This window comes from Brevibacillus brevis, assembly GCF_900637055.1.
GTDB classification, from domain to species: Bacteria; Bacillota; Bacilli; order Brevibacillales; family Brevibacillaceae; genus Brevibacillus; species Brevibacillus brevis.
The window spans coordinates 6,575,659-6,600,277 of record NZ_LR134338.1; the positions used below are offsets into that span (position 1 = coordinate 6,575,659).

The 24,619-nt window shown below is 42.4% G+C and carries 18 protein-coding genes and 1 pseudogene; 3 read left to right on the top strand and 16 right to left on the bottom strand.

What is annotated here, in order from left to right; genetic code table 11:
* Nucleotides 1-31 precede the first annotated feature (31 nt).
* The 3 genes from EL268_RS33605 to EL268_RS31750 form a co-directional block, all read right to left on the bottom strand.
* The gene (locus EL268_RS33605) at nt 32-694 is read right to left on the bottom strand and encodes a hypothetical protein (protein WP_232030191.1); all 663 of its coding nucleotides are present in this window, start codon (nt 692-694) and stop codon (nt 32-34) included.
* Between the two features lie 62 nt (nt 695-756).
* On the bottom strand, nt 757-1,056 hold the full coding sequence (locus EL268_RS33610; protein ID WP_232030192.1) for a hypothetical protein: 300 nt from the start codon (nt 1,054-1,056) through the stop codon (nt 757-759).
* Between the two features lie 394 nt (nt 1,057-1,450).
* Nucleotides 1,451-2,119, bottom strand: coding sequence for a YdeI/OmpD-associated family protein (locus tag EL268_RS31750; protein ID WP_106657620.1), 669 nt, complete (start codon nt 2,117-2,119; stop codon nt 1,451-1,453).
* A 245-nt stretch (nt 2,120-2,364) separates the two neighbouring features.
* On the opposite strand from EL268_RS31750, the gene EL268_RS31755 reads away from it, so the two are divergent.
* Nucleotides 2,365-2,730: a hypothetical protein gene (locus EL268_RS31755; protein ID WP_106657621.1), complete on the top strand. Its 366-nt coding sequence runs from the start codon at nt 2,365-2,367 to the stop codon at nt 2,728-2,730.
* Between the two features lie 206 nt (nt 2,731-2,936).
* Here the strand turns inward: EL268_RS31755 and EL268_RS31760 are convergent, their stop codons facing one another.
* The 6 genes and pseudogenes from EL268_RS31760 to EL268_RS31790 all read right to left on the bottom strand — a co-directional run bounded on the left by EL268_RS31760 (nt 2,937) and on the right by EL268_RS31790 (nt 13,822).
* Nucleotides 2,937-3,263 carry a cupin domain-containing protein gene (locus EL268_RS31760; RefSeq protein ID WP_106657622.1) on the bottom strand — a complete coding sequence of 109 codons (327 nt, stop codon included), beginning with the start codon at nt 3,261-3,263 and terminating at the stop codon, nt 2,937-2,939.
* A 20-nt stretch (nt 3,264-3,283) separates the two neighbouring features.
* A complete protein-coding gene (locus tag EL268_RS31765; RefSeq protein WP_106657623.1) occupies nt 3,284-4,267 on the bottom strand; it encodes an ABC transporter substrate-binding protein in 984 nt (327 codons plus the stop codon).
* Nucleotides 4,268-4,353: 86 nt separating this feature from the next.
* Nucleotides 4,354-5,182 (bottom strand): annotated as a pseudogene (locus EL268_RS31770) (helix-turn-helix transcriptional regulator).
* Between the two features lie 138 nt (nt 5,183-5,320).
* Entirely contained in the window at nt 5,321-7,324 is a 2,004-nt protein-coding gene (locus EL268_RS31775; protein ID WP_106657624.1) for an iron ABC transporter permease, read from the bottom strand.
* Nucleotides 7,321-8,304: an ABC transporter substrate-binding protein gene (locus tag EL268_RS31780; protein WP_106657625.1), complete on the bottom strand. Its 984-nt coding sequence runs from the start codon at nt 8,302-8,304 to the stop codon at nt 7,321-7,323. The genes EL268_RS31775 and EL268_RS31780 overlap by 4 nt, the downstream gene beginning before the upstream one ends.
* A 640-nt stretch (nt 8,305-8,944) precedes the next feature.
* Nucleotides 8,945-13,822 (bottom strand): DUF8202 domain-containing protein, encoded by a 4,878-nt coding sequence (locus tag EL268_RS31790; protein WP_126435507.1) that lies wholly within the window; start codon nt 13,820-13,822, stop codon nt 8,945-8,947.
* A 261-nt stretch (nt 13,823-14,083) separates the two neighbouring features.
* Between EL268_RS31790 and EL268_RS31795 the strand changes: the two genes are divergently transcribed.
* A complete protein-coding gene (locus EL268_RS31795; RefSeq protein WP_106657627.1) occupies nt 14,084-17,158 on the top strand; it encodes a hybrid sensor histidine kinase/response regulator in 3,075 nt (1,024 codons plus the stop codon).
* 17 nt (nt 17,159-17,175) lie between these two features.
* Here the strand turns inward: EL268_RS31795 and EL268_RS31800 are convergent, their stop codons facing one another.
* Nucleotides 17,176-18,306: a response regulator gene (locus tag EL268_RS31800; RefSeq protein ID WP_106657628.1), complete on the bottom strand. Its 1,131-nt coding sequence runs from the start codon at nt 18,304-18,306 to the stop codon at nt 17,176-17,178.
* A gap of 105 nt (nt 18,307-18,411) precedes the next feature.
* Nucleotides 18,412-18,789, bottom strand: a complete 378-nt coding sequence (locus tag EL268_RS31805; RefSeq protein WP_106657629.1) for a winged helix-turn-helix transcriptional regulator — start codon at nt 18,787-18,789, stop codon at nt 18,412-18,414.
* Between the two features lie 125 nt (nt 18,790-18,914).
* On the opposite strand from EL268_RS31805, the gene EL268_RS31810 reads away from it, so the two are divergent.
* The gene (locus EL268_RS31810) at nt 18,915-19,958 is read left to right on the top strand and encodes a zinc-binding alcohol dehydrogenase family protein (protein WP_106657630.1); all 1,044 of its coding nucleotides are present in this window, start codon (nt 18,915-18,917) and stop codon (nt 19,956-19,958) included.
* Between the two features lie 382 nt (nt 19,959-20,340).
* On the opposite strand, the gene EL268_RS31815 is transcribed toward EL268_RS31810, so the two are convergent.
* The 5 genes from EL268_RS31815 to EL268_RS31835 are packed head-to-tail and all read right to left on the bottom strand — an operon-like array spanning nt 20,341 to nt 24,443.
* Nucleotides 20,341-22,185, bottom strand: a complete 1,845-nt coding sequence (locus EL268_RS31815; protein WP_106657631.1) for an RNA-directed DNA polymerase — start codon at nt 22,183-22,185, stop codon at nt 20,341-20,343.
* 56 nt (nt 22,186-22,241) lie between these two features.
* Nucleotides 22,242-22,886 (bottom strand): restriction endonuclease, encoded by a 645-nt coding sequence (locus tag EL268_RS31820; protein WP_106657632.1) that lies wholly within the window; start codon nt 22,884-22,886, stop codon nt 22,242-22,244.
* Between the two features lie 45 nt (nt 22,887-22,931).
* Complete coding sequence (locus EL268_RS33890) at nt 22,932-23,651, bottom strand: very short patch repair endonuclease (RefSeq protein ID WP_307724183.1); 720 nt, start codon at nt 23,649-23,651, stop codon at nt 22,932-22,934.
* The gene (locus tag EL268_RS31830; protein WP_106657633.1) at nt 23,617-23,976 is read right to left on the bottom strand and encodes a hypothetical protein; all 360 of its coding nucleotides are present in this window, start codon (nt 23,974-23,976) and stop codon (nt 23,617-23,619) included. Before EL268_RS31830 ends, EL268_RS33890 begins: the two co-directional genes overlap by 35 nt.
* A 35-nt stretch (nt 23,977-24,011) precedes the next feature.
* Nucleotides 24,012-24,443 carry a hypothetical protein gene (locus EL268_RS31835; protein WP_106657634.1) on the bottom strand — a complete coding sequence of 144 codons (432 nt, stop codon included), beginning with the start codon at nt 24,441-24,443 and terminating at the stop codon, nt 24,012-24,014.
* Nucleotides 24,444-24,619 lie beyond the last annotated feature (176 nt).

Here is a 24,619-nt window from a genome sequence, read left to right on the forward strand (position 1 = left end):
ACTCGATTCTTTCCGGGAGCAAGCAGGCTTATCAGGAGCTGCTCCATTTTTGATAACCCAACTTTACTAACGATTCTTGTATTTCTTGGTCTACTTTTCTTTTAGTAGTCACAAATTCCACTGTAGATAAAGAACTCGGAAGTTTTTGATGGATAAAGGAATCAAAATCGATGGCTGTTTTTAAAATACGGAGCTTGCGCAGCGAAGGCAATTGCTCCATTCCTGTCAAACGAGACAAGCCTTTGCAATTCCAAATAGCTAGCTCCTCCAACGCCTTCATCTCCCGATCAAAGCTGACTTCACGCAGTTGAATTTGATCTTCCATCACAAGACGAGTTAGCGCTCGGAAGTTCGCGATATTAGACAGGTCATGAAAACCGCGGACTCTGGAGATCTCCAGGTCGTCGATTTCATTCTCTTCAATTTCCTGAATATGCTCTCGACCTCCAAGCAAAATGCGAAGGTGCTTCAGCTTTTTCAGTCGATTAACAAAATGTAACGGTAATTTGCTGATCGAATGCAGCGCGAGATAATTCAAATCCTTCAGATCGCCAACCGCATCCAAGTTTTTCACCTTTCCCCCGACATGCAATTGTTCCAGATGAGAGAATTCTTTCAAATATTGAAGGTTGAGAGTTTTTTTCTCAGAGATAATGGATAATTCTCTTAGAGAGCGCAACGTTTCTATTCCCAAAACCTCTGAATTCTCCAACGCGTATATGCCAAGGTGTAAACTGTGCAAGTGTTTCAGTGTGGTCAATGTTTCGGTGTTATGTGCCTGAGTAAGGCTATTGAGATGCAGCATTTTGACATGGGGAATCCCAAAAGAGTATGCCCATCAAACGAGAGAGAATAGTGGCCGTAGAAACGCACTCCGAAGTTTTCATCCAAACGCGCGCATAGCTCATCCACTTCCTCCAAAATGGAGCCATAAAACTCCGGGTGAGAGAACTGGACAATCACTTGGTTGCCGTCGCGCAAGTCCTGCTCGATCTGAACCCGGTCCAGCACAACAGGATTATTGATCAAAATCCTTCTTTTCCATATTTTTCGCACGCGTACAGCCTCCTTACAAAGGATATGGTGGGGCTTTTCCTGCGACAATATTGTCTGGATGAACGTCAGTGCGCTCATAGCCACTCATGCGGAGAAAGATATACTCAATTTCTTCTAATGGCATTTGCAATTGTTGGCTGACCTCATAGAGTCCGAGGTTTTACGCTAGAAGTTCCCGAGCTTTATTGAAGCGTCTAAATGTTTTTCGCCCGTAACTTTCAGGTAAAACACGCCAACCCCGTTACCTTAGACAAGCACCTTGACGATACGCTGCGGCGGCTGCTTCACCGGTAAGGCCGCCTCGGTTCATAGAAGCAACAAAGAGCCCACGATCGACGCGGGCTCTTCTTGTATTTCATTCTATAGAGGCTTCCTCACAACCTCAAACAGCGTCTCACTTACCCCGGCGATAAAGATCGATGGTTTTAAAACCCTCAGCCAAGACCGCGATCATTTCAACTCGGCGCTTTGCCCGTGTCCCCTCTTGTACGGCACTATATACATACCGCGCCCAATCCTTTTGGTACCCGGGCGTGAGTGATTGGTAAAAAGCGAGCTCTTTTGGCGCATGGCGTAGATCCTCTTCTATTTTCGGCACAAAGTCAATATAATCATCGACGCATTGACTCGGTTTAGATGAAGCTTTTGCCGCCTTCTTTTTCTCATTTTTAAACCCGACAACCGTAAATACCTCATTCATGCCGACCATTCGATTAAATTTGATCGTGCTTGTCCCGATATAGCCATCTTCATCGGCTCCTAATCCATCGAATAATTCATCCCGATGGATATAAGTCGGATAGACTTTATTCCCTTTCTTGGGATAAGCAACGTATAGAAGCCCTCCCTCCAATAAATAGCTGTGGTCGATTACCTTCTTCATGAGCTCTTGCAAGGACTTCATATCCAGTACGAAAGCAAAAATCATATCATATTGCACGTCTTTCAACGCATGGTCCGCTTCTTTAAGAACGGCTAAGCTCTCCTCACCCTCCGGTGTATGTAAGACAGCCGTTTTTTGATATTTTTGCAGGTTCAGCTTCTCAACGATTGTTTTCGACATGATGGATCTTCCCCTTTGGTTTCATGATACGGCTCGGAGCCAAGCCTACCTTAACTTTCCACATAGGTAATGCTTTCGCGGAATTTCTCTTCATGTGCTTTATGTTTTCCGTTCTATTATACCGTTAAAGTTAAAAATTACAGGAATGGAGACACAGCAACTGGGCTTTTGCAAAAACTATGACACATTCCATTGTGCTACAAAGCAATCCCCATTAGTATATTATGGAAGGAGGTAGGGTTCCGTTGAAAACAGCGAGTGAGATACTTTCGATAATCAGTCATGACCGTTTTTTAGAGAATGTCTTCCATAAAGATGTTGATTGGGACGCTGAATTAGACGCTAGGGATGCTGATGAATTTGATACGGCATGGAGTTCTAGTTACAAAAAAGTTGATGAAATTGCCCCCTCTGAAAATACGATGATCAGAGAAATTAGGGAATTTGTGTTCAAGCAAACTTTTCGGATAACCCAGAATTCAGAGCTGGCAGGGTATGCGTCGGACGATTTTGGTCTCATTTCCAAGGCGTTTGAAAACAAGATTAATATAGAATTTATCAATAACCTATGGGATTCCTACCTGCAAGGGAAATTCCCCAATGATATGTAAATGAATCTTCAAAAGAAAAAAAATCTGCACATACAGGTCATGTAAAACGAGCGTCATGAACACTATAAAAAGCGGAGTATTTCCCAGTTATTCCAGTAAGTCCATGGAGAATGACAGGAAATGTCTAAACCATTTGTAAAAATGAAAAAAGGAGCTGCGGTGGACAGCTCCTTTTTTGAACATTCGTTCATCATTTATGTTTTGCATTAAGCCTCTGTGTTTACTTCGCCTCTAGGCTCCACCAACAAGACATGGCATTCCTTTTCGGCGAAAGGCTTGTGATCCGCTCCCCCCGGGACAATAAACATCTCACCCTTGGAAATTTTCACCTGCCCATCACGAAAATCAATGAACATTTCTCCTTCGAGCACGATAAATACCTTATCGGCCCCTTGATGCTCGTGCCAAATAAAATCCCCGGCAATCTTGATGATTTTAAATTGAAAGTCATTTATTTCACCAACGACTTTCGGAGACCAGAGATCGTTGAGTGTAGATAGCTTCTCATTCAGATTAATCGCTTGGTAATGCATATGAATCCCTCCATAACTTTTTAGTGCTTACGCAAAGCACTTGTTATATTTTGTAAAGCGTATTCGATAGCTAATGGGCCACCAGTAATAGCAGAAGAATCCAATAGATGAACATTGCCTTTCTTGACCGCATTGAGATTATTCCATACATTGCTTTGTTTTAAGTCATTCATTAAATTTTCCTTTTTTGTAATGTCACCGATAAGAAAAATATGGTCTGCTTGTACAGTTGATATTCCTTCAAACGAAGTAAATTTATTCGTAATACCCGTAAATGTATGATCTGGTGTAAGCCCGAGTCCCTTTTCTTTATCAAACGCAAGTGTATAGACTGGATTTTCCTCACCGAGTACATTGAAAGTTTTCCCATCCCACGACAATATAAATGCCACTGACTCTCCTTGAATCGACTTTAATGCTTCTCGCCCAGTTGTGATTTCTTTCATCATTTTATCAATTACCTTTTCCGCTTCTTCTTCTTTTCCAATAATCTCGGCTACTGTACGGAGTCCATATTGCCAATCTCCGTAGATTTCCTTGGATTTTAACGTAATGATTGGCGCAACTTTTTCAAGTGAATCATACATTTTTTCATGATGCTCTGTTGCTAAAATAATATCAGGCTCAATAGATAATATCTTTTCAATACTAGGAGACACTTTATCTCCCAATTCCTCAGTTGAATCCAGCTTTCCTTTTAAATAGGATAAAGTAGATAGATACTCTTTTTCAGTAGATGCAGCAGGTGGCTCACTTAATGCAACTAATATTTCGGGATAAAAATACCATAATGAGGCTATTTTTTCTGGTTTTTTCTCGATAACAATTTCTTTCCCTAGGGCATCCTTAAATGTTCTTGGCCATTCGGTTGTATCTACATGAACTGCTGCTGTAGATGCGCCTTCGGTAGTTGATCCCTTATTTTCAGCAGGTGTTTGATTGCAACCTGCTAGTATGCCTACTACTAATAGCATGGAGATTAGCAGGCCTTTAACCTTTTGCATACGCTATTCCTCCGACTTGATGTTTTCTTTTGTTTGCCATTAGTATAGTAAAGCCATTTTTGGTTTAGAATGGATGCCTGTTGAAATTAGCATGGATTATTGATGAACTTTCTCTCGATATTCCGTAGGAGAGATACCGAGTTGTTTCTTGAACACTCTACTAAAATAATAGGGGTCAGCAATTCCAACCGTTTGCGCAATTTGTTGTACAGGCATATCACTTGTAAATAGCATTTCTTGCGCCATGTTTATCCGATATTTGAGTAAATACTCTGCTGGTCCCATGCCTGCATGTCTTCTAAATACGTAAGAAAGTCGATTTCGATTAACATTATATTGTTCTGCAAGCGATGCTATTGTAAGGCCTTGATAATAGTATTCATGAATATAAGTAGATACCCGTTCGAATAAAGTATGTGATTCACAGCTATTTTGCCTATTGGCCACACATAATAAGGCTTCATTCAGTACATCGCGAAACAGCATTTCGGTCTGAAACATCGAAATGCCTCCAGGCTGATTATACACATGCCAAAGACGCATAATTAATTCGATAAGACGAGGAGATTGTCCGGTTGATAATTCAAAATGCTGATGAGAAAAGCTTGTCTCTTCCAGTTCTGCGTTACATATTCGGTATAATACGAGAATATACTCCCAGTTGGTGTTACCAAACGTTTTTTGAGCTAGTTTCATTTTCGCCCCCCCATGCACAACTTTTCCTGGCGAAAAAATATAGGGCGTGCCGTTAAATTGAAATTGCACCTTCCCTGTAAGTGGAAACACAAATCCAGGAAAAGAATCTGTATATTCAGCGTAAGGTACACCTGGATCTTTCGCATATCGATATACTCCTTCTACTTGAAAAGGAATGTGTGCCAAATGTTCTGCTAACTGATCAACGTCGATTTTCACATTGCATACCTCATTTCAATCGTAGTTTGCCGGTTATCAGCCGTTATACGGGAAACTATTGCAATAAGATTGGTCCGTTCATTTATATGACATTCAGAAAAAAGCTAGTAAAGGGATTACCCTTCACTAGCTATTGGTCTAAAGCTTCTTCGTATGTGACCGAAACATTACGAATAGAAAATAAGGTGCGCCAATCAAAGTAATTAATAGACCGGATGGAATTTCGACCGGAGCAAGTATCGTTCGACCGATGGCGTCCGCCAATACAAGAAGGAGAGCCCCGAGTAAGCTCGACAATACGATGGATTGTCGCGTGTTATGCCCGATTAAGCTTCTTACCATATGAGGGACGATTAAACCGAGAAAGCCTACAGTTCCTACAGTGGCGACAGCACCGGCAGCGAGAAGAACACCTACGGACATTGCAGCGAAGCGTGTTTTACGCACCGATAAACCTAATCCTATAGCGCTATCATCAGAGAATGCGAGTATATCAAACCTGCGACCGAGCCACCATGCAAGAGGAAGGAGAGCGGCTAGGAATATACAGATGATGAGGAATTGATCCCAGGTGCGACCATAAGTCGAGCCAGTCAACCATATATAGCTACTACTTCCCCATAATGGCCCAAGTACGATTAAAGCTTGAATACCCGCGGAGCCGATAGCTGAAACCGCGATCCCCAGAAGAATAAGTACCGAGGGATTGAGCGACTTTCGCCATGCGAATAGGAATATGACGGCAGCAGCAAGTATAGCTCCGCTCATGGCAGCGATCGGAAGCACTACGATCGGTACTTGCGGCCAGGCAATAAGCACAAGTAGTGCTCCGAATCCAGCCCCCGAGGTCACCCCCAGAATAGAAGAATCGGCTAATGGATTACGAACAGAAGCTTGGATTAGAACACCGCTTACGCTCAGTGCTATTCCTGCGCCTGCGGCGACAAGGGTACGAGGTAATCGTAAATTAAAGAGGGCTGAATAGTCAGATCCAATTAAGCTCGCGAATAACTGACTTAGCGGAATACGTGTGCCGCCCATTGTCATGCTTACAAGAATAAATGAGACAACGAAGAAAAGCATGATGAACGCGAGAAGCGGGAATTGAATCCGAACACGATTTCTGCCAATAGACATGGATGAGGTTGAAAAGGAACCCATCATACCATTCATTTTCCTAAGTATGAGCCAGATTAGCCAAGGTGCTCCGATTATCGCCATCATCGCACCTACTGGCATCTCACCCATGCTGCTACGCACCATTCGCGTAAGAACATCAGCCCCAGTGAGCAATACGGCTCCCCAAAGCGCGGTGGCGGGAATGAGCCAATTATGCCTGTGCAATCCGCTTAGACGTACCAAGTGCGGCGCGACGAGACCAACAAATCCGATCGGTCCGACTACACTGACTACGACTGAAGCAACAAGCACGGCAAGCGCCAATCCGGCGAAGCGAATGAGATCAACCTTCTGACCTAATGATTGAGCAGTAGACTGATCCAAGTTTAATACATCGAATTGTTTGCCCATAAAAATAGCGACGATAATAACAGCGCTGACGCCAGGCCAGGCATACGTAACACCTTTCCAGTCGAGTTGGGAGAGCGAGCCTGAGCCCCATAAAAATAGCGACTGTGTTTCCGTAGCATGGAATATATGTAGAGCGCTTGTAAATGAACCGATCACCATAGCTACGATCATACCGGAAAGGGCTAGGCGGATTGGACTTGTAGATCGACCGCCTCCGAGAAAATAGGCACACATCGCAGCAAAGCCTCCGCCAGCGGCGGCAAAGAGAAATGGTGACTGGTGGAGCAGGTTGGGAAAATAGATCGTTCCAGCAACAACCATAAAATAAGCACCGGCATTAATACCAAGTGTATCTGTGGAAGCTAGCGGGTTTTTAGTAACCGTCTGTAGCAAGACCCCAGCTACAGCAAGCCCTGCCCCGGAGATGAATCCTAGTATCGCACGCGGTATACGCATATCCCATATCACATTATGTGAGAGTATATCCTGACGATGAAATAGCGCTTCTAACACGACCTTGAAAGTAATTTCTGCTTCCCCAAAGCACAGACTGGCTATCAACAGTAGGAAGAGGGCAGCTAAGCCACCCCCGAATAAACTAACGGTTCTCATTTCGTTATAGCTTCTACAACGCGGTCAACTAATACTTTGGAGGAGAGGGGACCGCCGAAGGTCCATGTGTCTCCACCTATGCCATAAGTCCGGTTTTCTTTAACGAAATTTAATCCGTTCCAAACCTTATTATTCTTCACCGAGTCACCGAAAACGTTATCGTCTTTCTGGACAATGTAAATGAAATTGGAATCGCTCACTGCTGGCAGGGACTCAAAGGTAGCGTCTGTAAAACCGTACTTTTCAAATTTGTCCGACTTCCAATCGCTGGTTAACCCGATACGATTGAGCGTTTGTACGACTGTCGATGTTTCCGTAAACATCCTCAACGTTGCCGCATTCTGGCTGCTGAATGCTTGGGTAATGACATAATTGAATTTGTCCTTGCCAGCTGCTTTAAGTTTTTCCTTAGCTGCTGCATAATGCGTATCAAGATCTGCGAGCACTTTATCCGCTTCTTTTGATTTACCTACTGCTTTAGCAATGGTCTTAAAATCGTTGACCATTCCTGTATAGGCATCTCCTTCGTTCGGATAAGGATCGAATTCAATCGTAGGCGCAATAGCATTAAGCTGATTGTAAATTGCATCGTTATTGTCGGTATTCGAGATAATCAGATCAGGCTTCAATGACGCGATCGTCTCCAGGTTGGGTTCCCAACGCAAGCCGACATCCGTAACGCTATCTGCGAGTGCCGCTTCATCAGTCACCCAAATCTCATATTCCTTATTGTCCGCATTTCCTACAGGCTGAATACCTAACGCGATTAATTCCTCTGTATAGATCCACTCCAAGGCGACGACTCGCACCGCAGGCTTGTCAAGCTTAGTCTCACCTTTTCCATGTTTAATAATGATAGGGCCAGCCGAGTCGGTATTATTTGAGGCAACGCTGCTTGTATTATCCGAATTTTTTGAACCACAAGCAGTAATAATTAGGAGAGATAGTAGAACCATACTAACTTGTAATAGCCTTTTCATTATGTTTCCCCCCGCCCAGTAAACGCTCGTTTTTTATCAAAATCAATAATGATAATCAATATCAATTTCAACAAAAAGAGAGTATCATTGCTCAATGAAGTTGTCAATATTATTGAGCGAGTTCCAACTCTTCCTGTTTAATTAGACTCACAAATTCACTAGCTCCCTTCTTCACCATAATATTTGCACCATCTCTAAGAAAATAAAAAAGCCATTTACCGTAAGTGGAAATGGCTAAAAGTGAGGAAAAAATGATAGTTGTAAATGGTACTCCCCTATCTATTTGATACGGCATGGAGTTCTAGTTACAAAAAAGTTGATGAAATTGCCCCCTCTGAAAATACGGTGATCAGAGAAATTAGGGAATTTGTGTTCAAGCAAACTTTTCGGATAACCCAGAATTCAGAACTGGCAGGGTATGCGTCGGACGACCTTGGTCTCATTTCCAAGGCTTTTGAAAACAAGATCAATATAGAATTTATCAATAACCTATGGGATTCCTACCTGCAAGGGAAATTCCCGAATTCAAGTATATGTGAATGAATCTTCATACGTAGTGATTATGAGAGTAGCCGAAAAAGACCGGAGAAGCATATAAAATATGCACTCCGGTCTTTTTGATTAAGAAAGAGAGTTCCCTTTACTTTTTGGTTGCAGCTTCAATATCCTTGTACGCCCAATGGGTTGGAGGTACATCCGGCCAGCTTTGTCCTATTACCGTGCTTAACTGCGAATGGTTCAGCAAACGATTGATGATCGTGACCGTTTCTGCTCGAGTCAATGTCTTTTGGGGATGGAATGTACCATCTGGATAGCCTGCCATGTAGCCTTCTTTACTTACTGCCGCAATAATCTGAGTTGCCCAGTGATCTGCTGGTACATCGTAGAAGTTGTTCGGCATGCCGTCTCCATTTAACCCCAAGTGTTTGTATACAATGGTCGCCATTTCCGCGCGCGTGATTCCGCCTCCCGGATTGAACATGCCATTCGAATAACCGTTCATCAGCCCTGCTTCATTCGCTCTTCTAATCGCATCTGCCGCCCAATGTTGGTCGGCTACGTCCATAAACATTCCACTTACGGATGTAGTCTTGACCATTCCTGTGTTTACCAGGATCATAGCCATTTCTGCACGGGTCACTTGGCGATTTGGATCGAAGTTTCCGGTTGGGTAGCCGTTCATGTAGCCTGTTTGGTCGTTTTCTTCTTTTACTGGCTCACTTGGCTTCGGTTCTACATTACCGGAACCGCCTCCAGTAAAGAACGGGTTTTGAACATGATTAGTGCTGTCCCGGTCTTTTTTCCGTTCTTTATCCCGGTCTCTGTCTCGTTTATCGACAGATTCTAAACCTCTTCTTGCTTTTTTAAGCTCAGCCAGTGCTTCGTCTACCTCGTCCTGGGTTGCGTCAGGATCTTCCAGTACGTCTTTTGCTCGGTTCAATGCTTTTTCGAGCTTTCTCCAACTTGAAGATGTATAGTCATCTTCATCCAAATCTTCATCGTCGATTTCATCTACTCTTGCTTGCAGCTTTGATTTGTCGACTGTAGGAGTTGGCGTTGGCTCGTCTGGTTTTTGCAAGCCTTCTCTGGCCTTTGTCAATGCCGAGAGCGCTTTGTCTACTTCTTCTTGGGTTGCATTTGGATCAGCCAGTATTGCATCCGCTTTTCTCAAAGCTTTTTGCAGTTCTTCCCAGCTCTCGCTTGTGTAGTCTTCACCCGTAAGATTCTCGGATTGGATTTCGTCCGCTTTTGCTTGCAATTTCGATTTGTCGACTGTAGGTGTTGGTGTAGGCGTAGGCACGCTTGGTTTTTTCAAACCTTCTCTGGCCTTTTTCAATGCCGAGAGCGCTTCGTCTACTTCTTGCTGGGTTGCATTTGGATCAGCCAGCACTGCATCCGCTTTTTCCAATCCCTGTTTCAGTTCTGCCCAACTCGCGCTTGTGTACTCTTCTTCCTTCAATTGCTCAGCTTTGATGTCATCTGCTTTTGCTTGCAACTTTGTTTTGTCGACGGTAGGCGTAGGCTCGTCTGGTTTTTTCAAACCGTCTCTCGCTTTTGTCAGTACCGCCAGCGCTTCGTCTACTTCTTGCTGGGTTGCATTTGGATCAGCCAGCACTGCATTCGCTTTTTCCAATGCCTGTTTCAGTTCTGCCCAGCTCGCGCTTGTGTACTCTTCTTCCTTCAAGTTCTCAGCCTTGATTTCATCTGCTTTGGCTTGCAGCTTTGTTTTGTCGACGGTAGGCGTAGGCTCGTCTGGTTTTTTCAAACCTTCTCTCGCCTTTGTCAGTGCCGCCAACGCTTCGTCTACTTCTTGCTGGGTTGCATTTGGATCAGCCAGCACTGCATTCGCTTTTTCCAATGCCTGTTTCAGTTCTGCCCAGCTCGCGCTTGTGTACTCTTCTTCCTTCAAGTTCTCAGCTTTGATTTCATCTGCTTTTGCTTGCAGCTTCGATTTATCAACGACAGGTTCGGTTGGTGTTGTATCTACCGTAATAGTCTTTGTCGCTTTGGCTGACTTGCCGTCTACTGTCGTCGCTGTTACCTCAACTGTGTATTCACCATCTTGTAAATCTTGGGTCGGTGTAAATGCCCAGTTGCCTTCTGTATCAACTGTTACTGTTGGAGTATCTACTACATTGCCAGCTTTGTCTTTAATCTCAACGGTGACCTTAGATCCCGCTGTTGACGTTCCTTTGAACACTGGCTTCGTTACAGTGACTGGATTGGCACTTGGTTCAGTAATCGTAAGTGTCGCCCCAGGATACTCAACATTTTTGTTAAATAGATCTACTGGAGCACCGTTTGTACCTTTTAAGTTCCCCAACCCATCATAGGAAATGTTTACTGCTTTATTGGTAACATTCGTACCTGCTGGCAAGGTGATCACTAGCTTTGTAGCATCGTTTTCGTCAACCTTGAAAGTTAGACCACCGTTTTCTACAGCTGTACCATCAACTGTAATGGTAAATCCAGTTAAATCGGTTAACTCCACTCCGCGATCAAACGTCACCGTTATTTTATTGCCATCCGCTACTGTTTCCTCAATTGTAGCAGCTGTTGGTACGGGTACAGTTGCGGCAATCGTAAAATAATTGCCATTAGCAAATTCAGCACTATCAAGTGTTGCTGTGCCATCTGTTAGTGGATAGAATGCATCGTTTTGATCGAATTGCTCATCCTCACTAACAACCAGATAAAAAGGCCAAGCAGAAGCACCTGCTACTTTGTCTACGTGCAGCGTAATGTCTGTATCTTGCCAATTCGTTTTCTCTACTTTATAGGTGCGTCCAATACGTTTTAGACTTTCTGTATCTTTTGTTATTGGAGTCTCGAATGTAACGTCTCCACCGTTATCGCTAAAAACAAAGAATGATTTATCTTCTGCAATCGTCTTGGTATTCAGGGCATTCGTCTCTTGAATCGCATTGCCTATTGCAATCGTGACATTGGAACCGTCAACCTGAGATTTCGATTGCTTTTGATACAAAGCACCTACTTCATCACGACCGATCCCTGTTATGCGGTTGCCGTAGCCAGTGTTGTTGCTAGCTTTCCACATCGTTGAGCCATCGCTAGCGACATAATCAATCGGAGCATTATTTTCATCTTTCAATGTCAATCCGTATTTTAAAGCAAGGTAACTGTTGACTTTGTTTCGGTCTTCATCAGTCAATTTACGGTTATAAAGGATCGTTTCAGACATCTTCCCGTAAAATCGACTGTTATGACCTGCACCAAAATAATAAGGTTTACTTCCGCTTGTTATCGGAGATGCAAAATTGGGAGTATTACTGTTTGCCGTCTGTAATGCTTTTCCATTTAGCGAAAGCGCCCAATCATTTGGTGCACTCCAGATGTTTAACATCGCTCCATTTTTTAATTGGTAATCACCGACGTCTACGCTCAAGCTACCTTCGTCTCTACCGAAATATGAACTTATCGATTTTCCATTATTAGCTCCATAAACAACTGCAGCTGTATGTCTTCCTCCAAACTCCCATGGAAATCCGCTATATTTGTCACTTGCCTGGACGGAGAATATTTCCCGATCCGTAGCAGCATTATTATTAAAATCAATGGAAGAGCGAGTATAATACCCTTTATTTGAGTCAATTTGGATTCCGCTATTAAAATTCAGAGCGTTAGGCACATTGTCATTGGTACTAGTACCGCTAGGCATCCATGCTCCGCGATCTGCCAAGTCTGTTAATTGGTCGATTTGGTTTCCCGAAAGCACAGCACTGCGTTCTACATCAACCCAAGAGAGTAGGCCTTCACTCACCCCGCCTGGCCCTTGCGTAGGTACCACAGCGGAGATCGTTCCCGTTGCAATCGCGCCACCAACGGCGACTGCTCTTACGTCAGTTGCATCTAAAACGTTATCGGGAGTAAAGTAAACGGTCACTTTTCCTTCGCCGTCTGTTCTTACCATTGACCAGTCTGTGATTGGGTTGCCGTCCGCATCTGTCCATGTTCCTTCTTTACTGTTTGTCAATGTAATCGAAACATCAGCAGCTGCAGACCGGTCAGGGTTGTACGCGGTAACAACTACTTTGTGTTTCCCTGGCTTGTCCGATTTCTCTACTGTCATGTCAATGGATGATGGCGCTTGTCGATAATCACTCGAACCCTCTGGGGTACCGAAGTTGTCTCCAATCGGTGCAAGGTCGTTGACGAAATACCAGCTCAAAATTTCATGCGATTCGTACCAGCTTGAAGTGGAACCAGTGAAACCAGCATAAATTCCATTTGTTTCGCCAAAAATTCCCTTTAGATTGATTCCATTCGCATCAATCAAGGGATCGCTTGGTTTGCTCGCTGAATCGTTCAAGTACACCTTTACATTACTGGATGCACCATCATAATCAATCCAGGCATAATACGTGTTCCCATTCGCCAAAACAAACTTCGGGTTACCGGATTCATCCTTAATATCGTTGAGATTCTTGTACCACGACGGATTGTCATTTACCAAATTTCCATTATAGGCAATTCCAATATAGTTGTTTGATGGATCGAGAAATTTTTGTTGATTATAATTGTTCAGATAGGTGTCAAATTTTATGCCTAGACTTGGACTAACTCCTGCTAGCCCCAGATTGCCACCAAAGCCGCCCAATTTTGTAGGGTCCCCCACGATGGCAAAGGTCATTCCATCAGCGGTATTCGGCAGATTACCGTCAATCCGAAATGAAAATCCTGTGCTAAATGAAAACTCTTCATGCGGTTGGAAGGATTGTTTGTTAAAAACGCTGCCGGTTTGACTTGCTTGCTTCGGAGTCACAACCAATTTTCCATCAAGGATTGTCGAATTTCCATTTAACTGAAATAGTTCTTGCAAAGATGGATTTGAAAAATCATTAATGTCAAACTTGTACGTCAGCCACTTGATAGATTCAGCCGCCTGCACTCTCTCAGGCACTCCTGCCATGGAGAAACTACTTGTTACTAGCGCCAACAAAAGCATGAACACTAGTGGACGTTTCCACCAATTTCGCAGCTTCGTGATTGTTTTCATTGCCCTTTCTTCCTCTCCTCTCACCTTCTGGATATTTTGTGTAAAACTATCTTTTTTCAATAGACTTCTCCTAATTTGTCATCTTAACAGGGGCACCTCTACATAACCTCTACAACGTTCCTAATTCCACCCTGATATATTCTTTATAAGAGGTGTCCTGAAAATCTTGTCGAAGAGTATTCATTATGAGAAAAAATGATATTCTTCGGATTTGGGGCCTAACAATTTTCTTACTACTATTCATTGAGGGTAATCATTGAAATGAAAACAGTCGCATGGAAATGGACGAAAATGATCGTTGTTGCTCTACTAGTCGTAACAGCCCTTCGCTTACTCTGGATGAGTTTCCTCACCACCTTTGACTACGCTGAAAAACCAGTGGCTGTACAAGGCGTGCTTGATTTGCGTGGATGGGAATTCTCGGGATACCAAACATTACGGTTGGATGGGGAGTGGGAGTTCTTCCCTTCTCAGTTCATAGAGGGAAATGGCCTGAAGAAACCTGAGGGGCAGACATACCTCCAAGTACCCAAGCGGTGGGGTGAGGCATTTGTTCATGAGCCGGGAATACCGGACTCCTTCCAATTCGGCACGTATCGACTACGCATCTTGCTTGATCCGGAACAGGAACAGACACTTGGTCTCAGGATCAATGAGCTTCGAACTACCTCGGCTGTCTATGCCAATGGGAAATTAGTCGCCCAGGTAGGACAACCGGCAACCAGCTTCATAGAGCATCAAGCACGCAATATTCCCTATACTGTCAAACTGACACCCGAACAAGGTCAAGTAGAGTTGCTTATCCATGCTTCCAATGATGCCGGGGCAGGAGGAATCACAAAACCTATTCGCTTCGGTACGATAGAAGCTATACAGATGCGGACGATCCTCTCCATCAGTTTGCAACTATTATTACTCGTCGTGTTTCTGATTCATAGTTTATATGCCTTGCTCCTGTACTTCTTGGGCGCCAGAAATAAAGGCTTGGTATATTTCTCGTTGGTTATGATTTGTGGAATATTGACTGTGGTAACAGCGGATGACAAGTTATTATTTGTCTGGTCGCAGTTCGACTATGATTGGACAGTTAAGTTGACGTATCTCGTCTATGTTGGTGCGGTCGCCTTCATACCTCCCTTGTTTCATCATCTGCTTCCTGCTTATCTAAGCAGAAGGATTTTACAAGGTTTCGGTGGCTTGTGCAGCTTATACGCTATGTTCATCCTCTTCGTACCTGCTGGAACTATCTTAGCGATGAGCAGAATGCTCTCTATCGTGATGCTCCTATCCGTCATTATTTCTGCCTACATACTCTGGAAAGCCATTCGGGACAAGGAAGACATTATATTTCTCCTGCTAGCTTGCTTGTTTGTAGGGGTGAATGTGATCTGGACGATTGCTAATGGCATATTAGGCAGAGAATTTGTTCACTACCCCTTCGATCTGATCTTTGCCGTACTTGCTTTTGCGGCATATTGGTTTAGACGATTTTTCCGGGCAACGACTGAGACGAAACATCTTGCGGAGAAATTACAGCAAGAGGATAAGCGCAAGGACGAATTTTTGGTGAATACTTCTCATGAACTGAGAAACCCATTACATGGCATCATCAATATCACTCAAGCGATTATCGAGGATACAAACAATCCCCTTCATGAAGAACACAAAAAGCGTCTGGATATTCTCCTGCATGTCAGCAGACGTCTGACGCTCATGCTAGATGATTTGCTGGATGTAACCCGATTAAAGGAGAACACCATTCGCCTGCACGAGAAAAAATTAAACCTGCAGTCTATCTTCGCTGGTGTTTTCGATATGGCAAAACTGATGCTGGACGGAAAACCGATTGCTTTAAAAGTGGAAATAGACGATTCGTTTCCTTCTGTTCGGGGAGATGAAAACCGGCTTATTCAAATTCTGTTCAATTTGGTGCATAATGCCATTAAATTTACAGATGAAGGAACCATCACGATTCGCGCGACAACGTCTAGGGGATTTGCGCTTATCCAAGTAGAGGATACTGGGGTTGGCATCGAGGAAAAAGCTCTACAAACCATTTTTCAACCTTATGAACAAGCGGAACTGAATTCAATCAGAGCAAGTGGCGGATTCGGGCTTGGCTTACATATTTCCAAACAGTTGGTTGAGCTGCACGGCGGTACTCTATCGGTTCAGTCCACCCTGGGAAAAGGCTCTGCCTTTACTTTTACCCTCCCACTAGCTACAGATTCCGTTCCAATAGAAGAAAGCAGCGCTCAGACATGGATGCAGACTTCACTAGAAATAGCCGCTGCAACGACTGATCGAATCACGACACCGACAGAAACGGTTTCTTCTATGAATAGAAAAGCAAAAATTATCGTTGTGGATGACGACAGTATTAACCTGAACATCCTTCGCAAAATGCTTGAATCAGATCAATATGAAGTAAGCACGGCAACCAGCGCTCAGCAAGCCCTGTCCATGCTGGAACGTAACCCGGTGGATCTGGTCATCTCAGACGTCATGATGCCTCACGTATCCGGCTATGAACTAACACGCATCATCCGGGAACGATTCTCTGTGTTAGAACTGCCTGTCCTGCTCTTGACCGCGCGCAATCGTTCCGAGGATATTGTAGCCGGCTTTCAAGCAGGAGCGAACGACTATGTTAAGAAACCCGTCGATGCTTGGGAATTAAAGGCAAGAGTAAAAGCCTTAACAGAACTTAAAATATCCTTCGATGAACGTTTGCGTATGGAAGGAGCATGGTTACAATCACAAATTGAACCTCATTTTTTATTTAACGCATTAAATTCAATTGCCGCCTTGGGACTTCAGGACTTCACGAAAATGCAAGCATTGCTTGAAGAGTTTAGCAACTATTTGCGTTTGAGCTTCGACTTTCATAATTCTGAACCCGTTATTTCGCTTCACGATGAACTTGATCTTGTTCGATCTTATTTGTATATCGAGAAGCAACGATTTGGCGATCGATTGCAAGTGGAATGGGATCTGGACCCTGATCTCGATTTTTGCTTACCGCCCTTATCCATACAACCGCTAGTCGAAAATGCAATCAAACACGGCTTAATGCAAAGCACAAGTGGGGGAACAGTCTGGATTCACATCAAAGACAAAGAGGAATATTTCGAAGTTTCAATCCAAGACGATGGGGATGGGATAACAGAGGAAGATCTGAATCAACTTTTCAGCCAAACAAGGCATGGCAAAAAAAGAGCAAGCGTAGGTCTGCGAAATATTGAACGGCGACTAAAACAACTATATAACCAGGGATTAACATTTGATAGCTCACCTGAACAAGGTACGATCGTCACTTTCAAAATCCCAAAATAAGGAATAAACTACTTGGTTTATTCCTTATTTTTCTGCTTCCAAAGTTGATACCATTCTGTAATAGCCGGATTAGGCTGTTCTTGCAATTCGTTCCATAACACACTCGTTAATTGATCATATTGCTTGTGAACCGAAGAGTGCCTTCCCATGTCAGCAAATATTTTCATAAGGTAAAAATAGGCTTCTTCCTCGAGCGGATAACGCTGACAAATGTCCAAACATAGCGTGATGGCTTTGTCCCATTCATCATTGGCATAATACCAATCCACCATTTTCACGGCGGTTTGCACCCATTGCAGTTGTAATCTTTGACGCTCGCTTTCTGCCCATATGTAATGATGCTCTTGCAAATAATCTCCTTTACACAGAGCTATCGCTTGTTCATACTCGCCAATCGTCTCCCCAGATAAGGATAAGTCAGAGCGAAAAAACCGCTCAAACTGATCTACATCCAAGATGGTTTGTTCTAGTCTTACCTTATACCCTTCTGATGTATTGCTGAGTTGAAAATATTTACTAAATGGCGCCAAAGTTTTGCGAATATGATAGATAGCCGTATACAATTGATGATAGGCTTTTTCCGGTTCTAGCTCTGGCCAGAGCAACTCAATGATCGCCGTTTTATTAACCGACGTTCCCCTGTGTTGAACCAAATATAAGAACAACTGCTGCACCTTGGCAGTTCGCCAGCGAAGTGGGATTTCCTGGCCTCCATCTACAATCCTTACATGTTGAAACAGACTCATTTGTAAATTCTCCGACTTCTGAAGGGAGAAGGTCGTATGTTCCTCCATCCTGGATTGAATTCGTTTCATTGTATTTTGCAGTCGTTGCTTGCCAACTGGCTTTAAGACATAGTCAAGGGCGTTCAGCTCAAATGCTTTAATTGCATATCTCTCATATGCGGTGACGAAAACTATTTGTAATTGAGGTTTCACTTCCAAAAGCTGTTCGGCCAACTCGATACCGTTTAGCTTTGGTATTTGAATATCCAAAAAGACAATATCAATCTCATTTTTTTCAATCTCTCGTTTGCCGATCATCGGATCCGTATACTTGCCAACAATTTCAAAATCGCCGATATGTAATAACTGATGCTCCAAATAATTTAATGCCAACTCTTCATCGTCGATTAAGATCGCTTTCATCCTGTTCCCCACTTTAATATTCTATCTATTTTCTAAACTATTCCCTCCCTGAACATTTACTAAAACATTCCCGCTCCGCTACTTAGGTTACTGCTCAACTTGCCTTTACCTTTCCTCCCCTTGTATCGTTGAATTTTCATTAAGCCGCACTTTATAAGACTCGCCCCATGCTTTCATTGACATAATGACCGGTTCCAGAGTCCTTCCGAAATCAGTAAGGGAGTATTCCACTCTTGGAGGAACCTCTTTATATATTTCGCGATGAATGATGCCATCCCGTTCAAGCTCTCTTAACTGCAAGGTGAGCATAAATTGCGTGATTCCCGGATTGAGGCGCCTGAATTCATTGAATCTTTTCGTTCCGTTCAGGAGCTGATAGAGAATGATCCCCTTCCACTTTCCACCAATAACATCCAGCGTTGTTTCAACCGGACATGCTTGCATATCTGGACTTACTCCATATTTCTTTCTTCGGTCTCCCATCAGTTTATCCCCCAATGGTTTGATTTTTAATACTATACCATAAAAATATGCGTACTTACTTAAAGTAATTGAATCGATTTACAATGCAACTGTACAACATTTCCTATTTGAGAGGATGGATACCCATGAATACTCACCAAAAGATGAAAGCTGTCGGTGCTTACCGATACCTCCCTATAACCAATCCGGAAAGCCTGATTGATCTGCACTTGGATAAACCGGAACCTACAGGCCGCGATTTGCTTGTACGTGTAAAAGCAATCTCTGTCAACCCTGCAGACGTAGGCGTCCGCGAAAGTCATAACTACGAAGCCGATTCACCGAAAATTCTTGGTTGGGATGCCGCTGGAATCGTAGAACAGGTTGGTCCTGACTGCCAATTGTTTAAACCTGGGGACAAGATCTATTATGCCGGCAGTGTGTCTCGATCAGGCAGCAACAGTGAATTTCACTTAGTTGATGAACGAATTGTGGGAAATATGCCGAGAAGTTTGGATTTCGCTGCCGCTGCCGCCTTACCGCTCACCTCGATAACTGCATGGGAGGGCCTCTTTGATCGTTTAGGAATTAGCGTAAATACAGGCGAAAACAAAAACATACTGATTATCGGTGCAGCTGGAGGAGTAGGATCGATTGCTATTCAACTTGCAAAATTAGCAGGTTTGACCGTCATCGGTACTGCTTCACGTCCAGAGTCAATTCAATGGGTCAAAACTCTCGGTGCGGATTTTATCATAAACCACAACAACCCTTTTCTCCCTCAACTCAAGGAAGTTGGTATTGACACCGTAGATTATATCCTTTGCTTGAATGATACTGTTCAGCATCTTGAAAATATGGCGGAAGTCATTGTCCCCCAAGGTAAAATTTGCTCTATCGTTCCTGCAAATAAGACTACCTGGGCAGGGAGCTTGAAAATGGACTTGCTGTTTTCTAAAAGTGTAACGTTTGTATGGGAGTTCATGTTTACACGGTCCTTGTTTCATACCAATGACATGATCAAACAACACGAATTGTTGAACGAACTGGCGGACTTAATCGATGATGGGAAAATAAAAACTACGCTGACTGAACGACTGGAGCCCATTAATGCAGCAAACCTGCGTTTCGCGCATGAGAAGTTGGAATCTGGACGGACCATTGGAAAAATTGTTTTAGAAAACTTCTGATACAACGAGGACGAAGTAGGCACGTTTGGTTCCAAAACGCGGTAATGTGAATAAACAACGCTAAGGCCCCTTGCTACTATGGGGCCTTTTTGAGTACAACGGTATGTGCTGGCGAGACAAATTCTCCCCAGACTCTGTAAAAACTTGCTTTTACTTGTGATAAGGTTCAGCGTAACGGATCGGACGGTCAATTTTTTTATAACAACTAACAATATATCCACCAACCTAATACAACTGTAAGTGTATCAAGTTGGCGAATCACCATTGTAAGTTAAGTTATCTAGATTAAGAAAATTCATTCCTCAATTCTGTGTAATCTAATATCATCAAGACTTCTCATTTTTTAAATCGGTGTTATCAGAATAACGGATAAGGTTTTATATTAATATTTTTTTATAAGTTCCCCTAATCGATTTGAGACACGCCTTTCGCAACTCCCTAACGATTTGACAGAGATTTTTTTGTGTTGTTTCTTAACCCAATTTCTGATTGTTGGAGAAACTGCAATACCCAGGACGGATAGCTTAAGCCAAGACCTAGCATCATAAATTTTACCACCGATGAATGCATTCTTAGGAGCTATTAATTCATTGGCAGGAGCTTTAAGATTTGGGTTGTTTTGCAATTTGTTTAACATAGTACCGAGACTTGTAACTGCCTGCCCTCCGATTTGTGCGCTCAATGACATTACATCATTGATTTTTGTATGGTCGAGTGCTAATAAACTAACGAGTAATGAACGAGCAACACTATTTGGAATAATATGACCGTGTTTTTGAAGTACATTTATTATGGTTGGTACTGACCTTCGATCCCCTAACCAATAAAGTGCTATTGCTGCTGCTCCCTTTGGAACGGCTCTCTCGGTACCTTTAACTTTACCAATAATCCAATCACGACAAAATTCACGATATTGTTTAGAGCAAGGAGAATCAATATTCGAATATAAAATTACCTCAAAAAAATTAGTTTCTACAGACTCATATAGAGACTCTCCTCGCTCTACATACCTTTTAAACAAACGCAATAATCTTGCATAGTTACCTGTACTCGCTATGTATTCAAAAATTCTCTCCGACAAGTGAGGATGCTCAATAAGATCATCATAAACCCTACCAACAAGCCCGTCCCACTTAATTTTGCCTGCATAATAATAAATTCTTTTTAAAATTTTGTCCCAGTGCCCCACATTTTCCAGTTTTTTCGCTTGTTGGTATAACCTATTAAGCATTTTTTTAAGTTGCGAAGATGTATACATTTTACTTTTTAATGCATCAGCAAATTCATCTAAATCTTGATTGCTATCAAGATGGAATACCTCCACAACCTCATTTGCGGTAAGAAACTTGGTTTTTCCGGAGTTTAATACCAACCTTTGTTCTGCCAAAGATTTTGTAAGTAATCTAACAGTTATCCTTGCCTGAGTTTTATTTCTTACTGCGATAGTTTGATCATCCATCCACCTTACGTAGTTATCTTCACCGAAATGATTTGTAATTTTGACATCATGTTCAAAAAGATATACATGAGCTAATTGTCGGGATGCATCATGTTCTTCTACCGGAAGTCCTATTCTTGGATTAGGCGACAATCCGCAGCTTGGTTTAAATTCCTCCAACATTCTACCCAATAATCCAATAGCTTTACGTGGTAATCCAGCTGGTGATATGTACTCTAGCAAGAGTTCATGATGAACCGATTCAAAGTAATTCGTAATATCTGTTACCACTAACACCGGATGTACTGAGTTAAGCAGCGTCTTTGTTCTGTATTGTTGATATCTCTTCCATAATTTTAGTGGGTCCTCGTAAAAGTCTTTAAAATTATCAGTCGATAAGAATATTTCCCCACCTTTTTGACCGATTGGTTTCACAGTATGCTTCCTCGAAAAAAATACTCCTTTTTTTTGATATTTCCTAAGCCGATTATAGACTTGGTCTGCAATCACTCTATACACCAGTGCATCTTCTAAATGTAGAATTGACAAAGTACGGTAAGCACCTTTAGTTTTAGCCATCTCAAAAGTACTTGGTTTTTTGGGGGTGTACGATCCACTAAGAATACGTTCCCTGACAGTTTTAATTTGATGGTCTAAATTCAACTCATATTCTAAGTAATCTATACAGTCACGTACATTTGCTGTCTTGAGATCTTTACGAATGACCTTCCAAGTATTTTTTAAGTTTCGAAGGCTAAACATCTCATTGAATTCTCGGTCACTTGCCATATTTTTAGCACCTCTTCAATTAGGGACTGAGAGTCAAATTTAAGGTAATGATGCATTTACTTAGCAAGAAAGTACTGTTGATCTTCGAATTTCAAGCATATTCCTCTGTTACTATCGTTCCCCCATAAAAAATCATCGCACCAGCATTTTTCCTCCTCTCCTATCTCTAATATGTTTTTCCACCCGCATCCCTGACACCAAATAAGGGCACTTCCGCATTCTCTACAATTTCCAGCTAAAAATAAAGTTACAATCCCATCAACAACAAAACCATTACTTTGATCCATCACAATACAATCGTTTTCACAACTTGGGCACATCTTCCACATTTCAGGAACAACTAACTCAAGAGCCTCTTCTATGGAAAATATCCTTAAATCTAATCCCGAGAACTGTGCCTTCCTTTCCGCCGGTTTAGTCCAACCTGAGTTAGTAACTATAACAGCTTTATTAGCACCCACAGCATTCGCAAGGGAAAGTACTTCTTCAACAACTTTTACATCCAGTACATTCTTCCTGAGCTTGGCATCAATCAATATCCCTAGTTTATGACCCTTACCCATTATTTCCCACCATACATCTATCTGTCTTGGCTGCCCAGTAACTAGGTCAGGCAACGTAATATTTTTTTCCACCTTACCAATTTGCTCCATCTGTCTGTAAAGTTCCCCCACTGCTTCTTGGTATTCTTGCCATTTCATTCAAAACACGCCCTTTCCTCCAAGTTTTGTCTGTCTATCAGCGATTTATTTTTTACATATTTTCGCATTCTCAATGAAGTTAATGATTTTATCTATCACGCACTGATAATCTTTTTTAACCTCATGTTCCCAAACTCTCAATATGTTCCAACCAATTGAAACGTAGTAATTGTTCACTTCTAAATCCCGTTGCTTATTCTTGTTTAGTTTTTCAATCCAATATTGTGTGTTTGTTTTCGGTATTACAGCATGTGCGGGGCAGTAGTGCCAAAAACATGAATCCAGAAAGATAACAACTCGATATTTCTTTATTGAAAAATCAGGTCTTCCCACAAGCGTTTTCACATTTCTCCGAATTCTAATACGCCTACTCCAAAGCTCTCGGCTTACTCTGTCTTCCAATTTGGACACTGATCTTATTTTGCTCATCATCCTGCTTCTTACTTCCTTTGAAACAATGTCTGCCATCACCATCACCCCACAAGTAAAAGAGATAATAACAAAAATGGACTTAGTTTTCCTAAGCCCGATAGCATCAACTTGGTTATTCTCTTCAATTATATCTCTTAGTTCTTCTTCTGTGAAAAGTGGATTAAGCCGATCAAGCATAGCACGACAATTTGGATATACTGAGATTAAATTCTTCGCCAGATTCATGATATAGTCTAGCCCCAACATGGAGATTAACCTGGTATCCAGTACGAAATCCAATACACTATATCCGAATAATTCACTTTTCTCCGGCATCATAGATACTTTGTCCATTTCCAAATTTCCATTGCTGGTACCCAGCAGGTTTGAACCCAACTCCAAGTACTGCAGCAGCTGTCCCACTGGTGCTTCCGGTTATCGGTTTTATCACTTTATATTTAGCCCCAATACGTTCCACATGTCCTTGATTTGCTAAGATTTCAAGATCACGGTAAATCCAGCCGCTAGGATCTGGTTTCTCTAAAATTGAACCCTCCAACAATGTCATCCTTTCTCCCGCTTTTGCAGATTTGTCATAGAATCCACTTGCTTGGTTAAGAAAAACATTAGCTGTCTTGTTACTAGAGCTAGAGGCAAAGAGCTTTGGTTTTAAAAACATACATGTTCCTCCGAAGTTGTTTTGTTTTGCAATTATTAGCGTGTAAGAAAATCAATTTCTTCTTGGCTAAGCCCTCGGTATATTCCACATCCATGGGTTTTGGACCAGTCTACCTGAACAAATGGACTCAATTCCCTTTGCCCGCCCATTGTAACCCAGCGTTGAGTAGCTTTAAATACCCCAGCCAATGCCCCTTGCGGCTGTAAGTCAGGAACTGCTGCTTTTAACTCTGTGCCTAGAGCGTTCCCTGGGTGATTCAGAAAGTAATCCCATACTTTACGCTGCTTTTCCGATAAGCCTTCAGCAAACTCTTTCAACATCTTAAGATATGCATAATCCCGAAGAGGATTTTCATTTTCCTGAACACTCTCCTCAGGTTGTAACTGACGTAGATGAAAGTCAAGCAAAGCCCGCGCCTTTCTCAGCGATTCCATGTCATTAAGGTCAATCTCCAATGTCATTTTCATTTTCCAAAGACTCCTTTTTATCTTTTAGCATTATGCTAACATATAAATATCAGTTTGCAAACAGTGTTAAAATATTTAATTCTCGTCTTAAGACTTTGAATATGGACTAATCATCTTTGGAACTGTCGGCATATAATAAAGAGCCCTTACCATAAATGGATAAGTGGCTATTTATA